We start from the raw sequence: 6,951 nt of genomic DNA, 5'->3' as shown, positions 1-6,951 counted from the left end.
GGGTGCTCCGTGGGGGAGCACCCGGCCGACCGCCTTTGTGTGCTTCTTTGGGGGTTACTGCGGTGTGTGGTTCGGGCTACTGCGGGGTGCGGCCCGCGCCGGCGGCGAGCTCCTTGGCGGCCTCAGTGAGATCCTTCGCGGTGTCGATCGCGCGCCAGTACACGCCCTGCGGCAGCTGGTAGCCCGCCAGCCGCTTGCTGCGGGCGAGTTGGGGGAAGGTCGTGCGCTCGTGGTCGCCCACGTCCGGCAGCAGCTCGGTGAACTCCGGGCTGAACACGTACAGGCCCGCGTTGATGAGGAACGGCGACGGCGGTGCCTCGATGAAGTCCAGCACGTTGCCGAACTGGTCGGTCTCCACCGCGCCCCACGGGATCCGCGGCCGGGCCAGGGCGAGCGTCGCGACGGCGTCCCGCTCGTGGTGGAAGGCGGCCATGTCGCGCAGGCTGAAGCGGGTCCAGATGTCGCCGTTCGTGGCGTACCAGGGCTCGTCCGGGCGGGGCAGCGCCCTGGCCGCGTACTTGAGCCCGCCGCCGCGCCCGAGCGGCTCCTCCTCGACGACCGTCCGCACGCGCAGCGGCAAGTCCGCCTTGTCCAGCCACTCCTGCAGCACGTCGGCGAGGTGGCCGCAGGACACCACGACGTCCGTGACGCCCTCGGAGGCGAGCCACGCCAGCTGGTGGCCGAGGATCGGCGTGCCCGTCCCCGGGATCTCGACCAGCGGCTTCGGGCGGTCGTCCGTGTAGGGCCGCAGCCGCGAGCCCTGACCGCCGGCCAGGATGACGGCCTGGGTGACGGGCGTCGTGGTCGGCCGGGGCGGGTGCGGGGGCTGCGGGGACGTGAGGTCGGCGGTGGGGCCGGAGTCAGCGCTCATGCCTGAACGATAGGCGCCCCGACGGGGGTTGGGGCCCAGGGCGCCCCTAGGGCCGCTGCGGCGTCAGCCCGCGATGCCCGCCGCGAACGAGCCGTCGCAGACCGGGCGGGCGAACGAGCGGGCCCGCTGCACGTCACCCTGGTACTTCTTCACCGTCGCCCGGCCGAGCTCGGTGGCGAGCGAGGTGCAGTAGGGCGTCAGCGAGGGCTGCTCGCGCATCGAGCGCTCCAGGAGGTCCAGCGCGGCGGCCGGGCTGTGCTCGCGCAGTTCGTCCAGCATGGCGACCCGCAGGGCGTCCTGCGGCGCCAGCCCGTCCGGCGTCTTGCCGGCCGCGCCCGCGGAGCGTCCGATGCCCGCGCCGTCGCCGCTGGACGCCGCGACGACCTGCTGGTCGAGCCCGGTCGGAGGGGCCCACGGGACCCTGGTCACGGCGAGGGTCCCGGTGGTCACCAGGACCACGGGCAGGGTGAGGGCGACGGTCTGGCCGATACGGCGCAAAAGCTGCTTCACGCTCAGGAGAGTAGCGGTGGGTGCGGGCCGGATCTCCCTCCGTTACACCATCGAGTGACGACGTGTCCGGGTTCGTCCCGTCACCGTGTTGACGCGGGGGTGTACGGACGGAGCCCGCCGGACCGGGGGACGGTCCGACGGGCTCGTGTCGCGCCGGCGGTGTGCCGGTGTTGCTCGGTTGCTCAGCTGCTGAGGCGGGCGCCCGTGCTGGTGGAGAACACGTGGGTCTCGTCGGCGATCGGCACGACGTGGATCGTCTCGCCGCGGGCCGGGATCTGCCGGCCGTGCACGCGCACGACGATGTCCTTGTCCTCGCCGCCGATCTTGGTGGTGCCGTAGACGAAGCCGTCCGAGCCGAGCTCCTCGACCACGTTCACCGTCACCGCGACGCCCTCGATGCCGCCCGCCGGGACGACCTCGAAGTGCTCCGGGCGGATGCCGACGGTCACGGTCTTGTCGGTGCCGGCGCCGGCCAGGTCGTCACGCGAGATGTTGACCACCGAACCGCCGAACTTCACGCCGCCGTCCACCAGCGGCACCTCGACCAGGTTCATGGCCGGCGAGCCGATGAAGCCGGCCACGAAGAGGTTGGCGGGCTTGTCGTACATGTTGCGCGGGGTGTCGACCTGCTGGAGCACGCCGCCCTTCAGCACCGCGACGCGGTCGCCCATGGTGAGCGCCTCGGTCTGGTCGTGGGTCACGTACACCGTCGTGATGCCCAGGCGGCGCTGCAGGCCGGCGATCTGGGTGCGGGTCGAGACGCGGAGCTTGGCGTCCAGGTTCGACAGCGGCTCGTCCATCAGGAAGACCTGCGGCTGGCGCACGATCGCGCGGCCCATCGCGACGCGCTGGCGCTGACCGCCGGAGAGCGCCTTCGGCTTGCGGTCCAGGTACTCGGTGAGGTCGAGGATCTTCGCGGCCTCTTCGACCTTGGTGCGGATCTCGGCCTTGTTGACGCCGGCGATCTTGAGCGCGAAGCCCATGTTCTCGGCGACGGTCATGTGGGGGTAGAGCGCGTAGTTCTGGAACACCATCGCGATGTCCCGGTCCTTCGGCGGGAGGTGGGTGACGTCCCGGTCGCCGATCCGGATCGCGCCGCTGTTGACGTCCTCCAGACCGGCCAGCATGCGCAGGCTGGTCGACTTGCCGCAGCCCGAGGGGCCGACCAGCACGAGGAACTCGCCGTCCGCGATCTCCAGGTCCAGCGCGTCCACGGAGGGCTTGTCCGCCCCGGGGTAGACGCGGGTCGCCTGGTCGTACGTGACAGAAGCCATGGTTGTGCTCTCCTTCACCGGCAGGAACGTGCCGGACGATCCGAGTAAAGGGGGTTTCGTTCGTCTCACCGCCCCGCCCAGTGGTCTGGACCACTAAGCGAACCGGCTCCCGGCGACGCTACCCGCGCCCCCGCCGCTTGTCAGCCCCCACGAGCCCGATTTCCGCATCGTTTCCATCACGCCCGCCCCACGCCCGCCCCGCCCACCAACCCCCGGATATCCCCCCACCCCGCCACCCGCGCCCGGTAGACTGCCCCCGGTGCCGCCGTGATCCATCGCGGACGGCCACCGTGCCTCCTTAGCTCAGCTGGCCAGAGCACCGCTCTTGTAAAGCGGGGGTCGTCGGTTCGAACCCGACAGGGGGCTCCGCGTGCGAGGGCCGGTTCCGTCAGGGGCCGGCCCTTCGTCGTTTTCACGGGGACACAAGGGAGCTTCGAACGCCGGCCGATTGGTGCCGGGGGCTTCGGGCGGGTCAGGGGGTTGGTGGGTCGGGGAGGGTGAGGGTTGCCAGGGCGCCGCCGGTGGGGTGGTTGGTGAAGGTGAGGGTGGCGCCGATGACGCGGGTGTGGCCGGTGGCGATGGTGAGGCCGAGGCCGTGGCCGCGGCCGCGTTCGGGGGCGTTGGTGCGGAAGCGCTGCGGGCCGTGGTCGAGGAGGTCGGCGGGGTAGCCGGGGCCGTGGTCGCGGACGGTGATGCGGTGGCCGTCGACGTGGAGTTCGACCGGGGCGGCGCCGTGGCGGTGGGCGTTGAGGACGAGGTTGCCGAGGATGCGGTCCAGCCGGCGCAGGTCGGTGCGCACCTCGGCGTCGGCGGTCACCGTGACGTCCACGTCCAGGCCGGTGAGCGTGACGGTGCGGCGCACCGCCCGTTCCAGGGGGACGGCGGAGAGGTCCGGGGTCTCGACGTCGGCGTCGAGGCGGGAGACCTCCAGCAGGTCCTCGACGAGGGCGCGCAGGGCCTGGACCCGGTTCTGGACGAGCTGGGTGGGCCGGCCCGGCGGCAGCAGTTCGGCGGCGGTGACCAGGCCGGTGAGCGGGGTGCGCAGCTCGTGGGCGACGTCCGCGGTGAAGCGCTGCTCGTCCGCCAGCCGCCGGTGCAGCGAGCGGGACATCTGGTCGACGGCGGCCGCGAGGTCGGCCACCTCGTCCCGCCCGTCGACGAGTTCGCCGATCGGGGTGTCCGTCCGGCCGGCGGCGATGCCGCGGGCGGCGGTGGCCGCGGTGCGCAGGCGGCGGCTGATCCGGTCGGCGACCAGCACCCCGGCCAGGACGGTGGTGAAGACGGCCGCGACGACGGTGAGCAGGATGATCCGGTCGAGGTCGGCGATCGCCTGCCGGTCCTGGGTGAAGTCGACCCGGACGGAGAGGACGGCATTCCGCACCGGCCCGGCCGCCCACATCGTCTCGCCGTCCGGTCCGGCCGCCAGCAGCGTGCCCTGCCGTCCGGCGGCGGCGAGCGCGCGCAGCCGGCTGGGCAGCGCCGGGTCGTCGAGGGCGGCGCCGTGGCGGGTGACGTCGCCGCTGCGCCCGTACTCGCCGAGCGAGGCGTCGAGGGCGGCGAGGGCGGTGGTGCGGGCCTGGTCGACGTGCTGACGGATCATCGCCCGGTGGACCAGCAGGCCGACCGCCACCGCGACCAGGACGGAGATCGCGGCGACGGCGGTGGCGATCTGGCGGCGCAGCGTCATGCGGGCCGCCGCAGCTTGTAGCCGAACCCGCGGACGGTCTCGATCCGCCCGGCGCCGATCTTGGCGCGCAGCCGCTGCACGTGGACGTCGACCACTCGGGTGTCGGCGCCCCACTCGTAGTCCCAGACGCGTTCGAGCAGGGTCGAGCGCTCCAGCACGATGCCGGGCGCGGCGGTGAACTCCAGCAGCAGCCGCAGTTCGGTGGGGGTGAGCGGGACGAGGCGGCCGTCGACGCGGACCTCCATGCTGTCGGTGTCCACCTGCATGCCGTCGAAGCTCCGGACGGAGGGGGGAGAGATGGAGGGGGGAGAGATGGAGGGGGGAGAGATGGAGGGGGGAGAGACGGAGGTGGAAGAGATGGAGGGGGAAGAGGGGGACGACGGAGGGGCCGCGGGAGAGGGCGAAGGGGCGGGGAGCTCGGCCGGGACCGCGCGGACCCGCCGCAGGACCGTCCGGATCCGGGCGACCAGCACCGCGCTCTCGAACGGCTTGACCACGTAGTCGTCCGCCCCGGCCTCCAGCCCGGACACGACGTCCACCGGGTCGGTGCGCGCCGACATCATCAGGATCGGCAGCTGGCTCTCCTCGCGGATCCGCCGGCACAGCCCGACCCCGTCGAGGAGCGGCAGCATGACGTCCAGCAGGACGAGGTCCGGCCGGACGGCGTGGAACGTCTCCAGTCCCTCCAGGCCGTCGGCGGCCGTGGAGACGGGGAACCCGTAGCGCTCCAGGGCCATCCGGGTGGCCTCGCGGATCACCTCGTCGTCCTCGACGATCAGGATGTGGGGCTGCGCGGGCGTCTCGGCGGGGGTCATGGGTGCCGAGGCTAGGGGGTCGGGGTTCACGGCTGCACTCCCGGGAGGGCGGGCACCGGCCGGCCGGGCGCCTTGGTGGCGATCGGGGACGGGACGGCCGTCGGTTTGGCCGGTTCGGCCGTCGGGCGGACGGGACCGGGAGCGCGTCCGCCCGGGGGGATGACGGAGGTCACCGGGTCCGGCGCGGCGGACGGGCCGGGCACCGGGCCGACGCCCTCGACCTTCTGCTCCACCCGGACGAGCCGGACGCCGTCCCACTGGTAGTGGCTGGTGGTCCGGACGGTGACGGAGGTGGGGTCGAACAGCCACAGGTCCGTGCCGATGGTCTCGGCGCTGAATCCGGGCAGCAGTTCGACCCGGAGGACGGGTACGAGCCGGTCGTCGGCGAGCGTGTAGACGTGCAGCACGACCTGCCGGGGGACGACGACGGCGGCGATCAGCTCGGGTTTCCCGTCGCCGGTGAGGTCGCGGAACTCGGGGCTGCGGACCTCGCACTCGGTGCAGGAGCCGAGGGCCCGCCGCTCGTCCGTGCTCACCCCCGGGTCCTTGGCGAGGACGGCCCGGACGTCGACCGTGGTGATGTCCCGCCCGGAGGCGGTCACGTCGGGGACGGGCTGTGGTGAAGCCTGGGGGGTGGCGGGCGCGCTCCCGGTGGCGGAGGGGGACGGCGACGAGGCCAGGCCGGGCCAGAGCAGCTGCGGCTTCAGCGGCGGCGTCACCGGCTGCGACGGGCCTTGGTCCTTCAGGCCGCCCGGGTCGGCCCGGCCCACCACCAGGACGGCGGCGAGGACGACCAGGACGGCCACGGCCGCGAGGACGGCCACCGGCGCGGCGGCGGGCCGGCGGCGGGGCGGGGATGTTGCTGCCACGTCGGTGCTCGCCCTCCTGGTGTGCCTGCCGCGTTCGTACGGCGTCGTTGCGGTGCCTTCTGAGCGTTGCGGTGCCTTCTGAGTAGGTCGTGCGCGCGGTCGCCGATGGTTCCGTGGGGCCGTCTCAGGCGTCTCGGGCCGTCTCAGGCCGGGTCGGCCAGGACGATGATGTTGTCGGTCCAGTGGCCGTCCGACCCGATGCTGCCCCCGCACGTGATGAGCCTGAGGGCCGGGGCCGGGGTGTCGCCGTAGACGGCGTCGGTCGGGAAGCGGTCCTTGGCGGCCTGCAGCAGCGAGCGGACCTTGAAGTCCGCGGTGGTGCCGTCCGCGCGCCGCACCTGGATGAGGTCGCCCGGCCGCAGCTTCGGCACGCCGTGGAAGACCGCCGGGCCGTGGACGGTGTCGTAGTGCCCGACGAGGACGGCGGGGCCGGTCTCGCCCGGGGTGGGGCCGTTGCGGTACCAGCCGACCTCCCCGGCCCGGTCGGCCGGCGGCACCTGGACCGTCCCGTCGGCGTTCAGACCGAGGCCGGTCACCGGGGCGTCGACGCCGGCGGACGGGATGAGCAGGCGGGTCGGCTCCGAGGCGGGGAGCGCCTTCGGGGCGGGCGGAGCAGGGGCGCCGGTGGTGCCCGTGGTGCCCGTGGTCCCGGTCGACGCGGCGGGCCCTGAGGCCGGGCCGTCCGTCGCGCTGCCGTGCGCCGAGGACTCGATCCGTACGACCGGCGTCTCCTGGGAGCTGAGAGCCACCGACGTGCCGAGCACCAGGCACAGCAGCCCGGCCGCCCCGACGACGGCCCGGCGCGCCACGCCCGGGCCACGCTGCGGCCCGCGCCGCCTCCGCCGTCCGATGCCCGGCCCCCGTCCCTGCCCCCGTCCCCGCCCGGCTGCGCGCCGCCGGCCGGCCGCGGCCCCGCTCGCGTCCG

7 protein-coding genes and 1 tRNA gene are annotated in these 6,951 nt (G+C 73.9%); 1 reads left to right on the top strand and 7 read right to left on the bottom strand.

The features are described from left to right. Positions 1-76 precede the first annotated feature (76 nt). From AB0O00_RS25475 to ugpC, 3 genes are all read right to left on the bottom strand, one after another. On the bottom strand, positions 77-871 hold the full coding sequence (locus AB0O00_RS25475; RefSeq protein ID WP_363655455.1) for a nucleotidyltransferase family protein: 795 nt from the start codon (positions 869-871) through the stop codon (positions 77-79). Positions 872-934: 63 nt separating this feature from the next. Further along, entirely contained in the window at positions 935-1,381 is a 447-nt protein-coding gene (locus AB0O00_RS25470) for a hypothetical protein (RefSeq protein WP_363655453.1), read from the bottom strand. A 182-nt stretch (positions 1,382-1,563) separates the two neighbouring features. Further along, the gene (gene ugpC, locus AB0O00_RS25465; protein ID WP_363655451.1) at positions 1,564-2,655 is read right to left on the bottom strand and encodes a sn-glycerol-3-phosphate ABC transporter ATP-binding protein UgpC; all 1,092 of its coding nucleotides are present in this window, start codon (positions 2,653-2,655) and stop codon (positions 1,564-1,566) included. A gap of 292 nt (positions 2,656-2,947) precedes the next feature. On the opposite strand from ugpC, the gene AB0O00_RS25460 reads away from it, so the two are divergent. Continuing rightward, positions 2,948-3,021 (top strand) — tRNA-Thr (locus AB0O00_RS25460). Between the two features lie 106 nt (positions 3,022-3,127). Here the strand turns inward: AB0O00_RS25460 and AB0O00_RS25455 are convergent. From AB0O00_RS25455 to AB0O00_RS25440, 4 genes are all read right to left on the bottom strand, one after another. After that, entirely contained in the window at positions 3,128-4,342 is a 1,215-nt protein-coding gene (locus tag AB0O00_RS25455; protein ID WP_363655449.1) for a HAMP domain-containing sensor histidine kinase, read from the bottom strand. Continuing rightward, positions 4,339-5,157 carry a response regulator transcription factor gene (locus AB0O00_RS25450; RefSeq protein ID WP_363655447.1) on the bottom strand — a complete coding sequence of 273 codons (819 nt, stop codon included), beginning with the start codon at positions 5,155-5,157 and terminating at the stop codon, positions 4,339-4,341. The genes AB0O00_RS25455 and AB0O00_RS25450 overlap by 4 nt, the downstream gene beginning before the upstream one ends. A gap of 26 nt (positions 5,158-5,183) precedes the next feature. Next, positions 5,184-6,026, bottom strand: a complete 843-nt coding sequence (locus AB0O00_RS25445) for a hypothetical protein (protein ID WP_363655445.1) — start codon at positions 6,024-6,026, stop codon at positions 5,184-5,186. 143 nt (positions 6,027-6,169) lie between these two features. Next, positions 6,170-6,835: a class F sortase gene (locus AB0O00_RS25440; protein ID WP_363655443.1), complete on the bottom strand. Its 666-nt coding sequence runs from the start codon at positions 6,833-6,835 to the stop codon at positions 6,170-6,172. Positions 6,836-6,951: the final 116 nt, after the last annotated feature.

The organism is Kitasatospora sp. NPDC093558 (assembly GCF_040683475.1).
Taxonomy (GTDB): domain Bacteria; phylum Actinomycetota; class Actinomycetes; order Streptomycetales; family Streptomycetaceae; genus Kitasatospora.
The sequence above is the reverse complement of the archived record's forward strand: the minus strand, read 5'-3'. Positions and strand labels throughout refer to the sequence as shown.

Excerpts from the sequence above, each read along its gene's own strand:
- AB0O00_RS25475 (WP_363655455.1), bottom strand. The coding sequence starts at position 871 with ATGAGCGCTGACTCCGGCCCCACCGCCGACCTCACGTCCCCGCAGCCC.
- ugpC (WP_363655451.1), bottom strand. The coding sequence starts at position 2,655 with ATGGCTTCTGTCACGTACGACCAGGCGACCCGCGTCTACCCCGGGGCG.
- AB0O00_RS25455 (WP_363655449.1), bottom strand. The coding sequence starts at position 4,342 with ATGACGCTGCGCCGCCAGATCGCCACCGCCGTCGCCGCGATCTCCGTC.
- AB0O00_RS25450 (WP_363655447.1), bottom strand. The coding sequence starts at position 5,157 with ATGACCCCCGCCGAGACGCCCGCGCAGCCCCACATCCTGATCGTCGAG.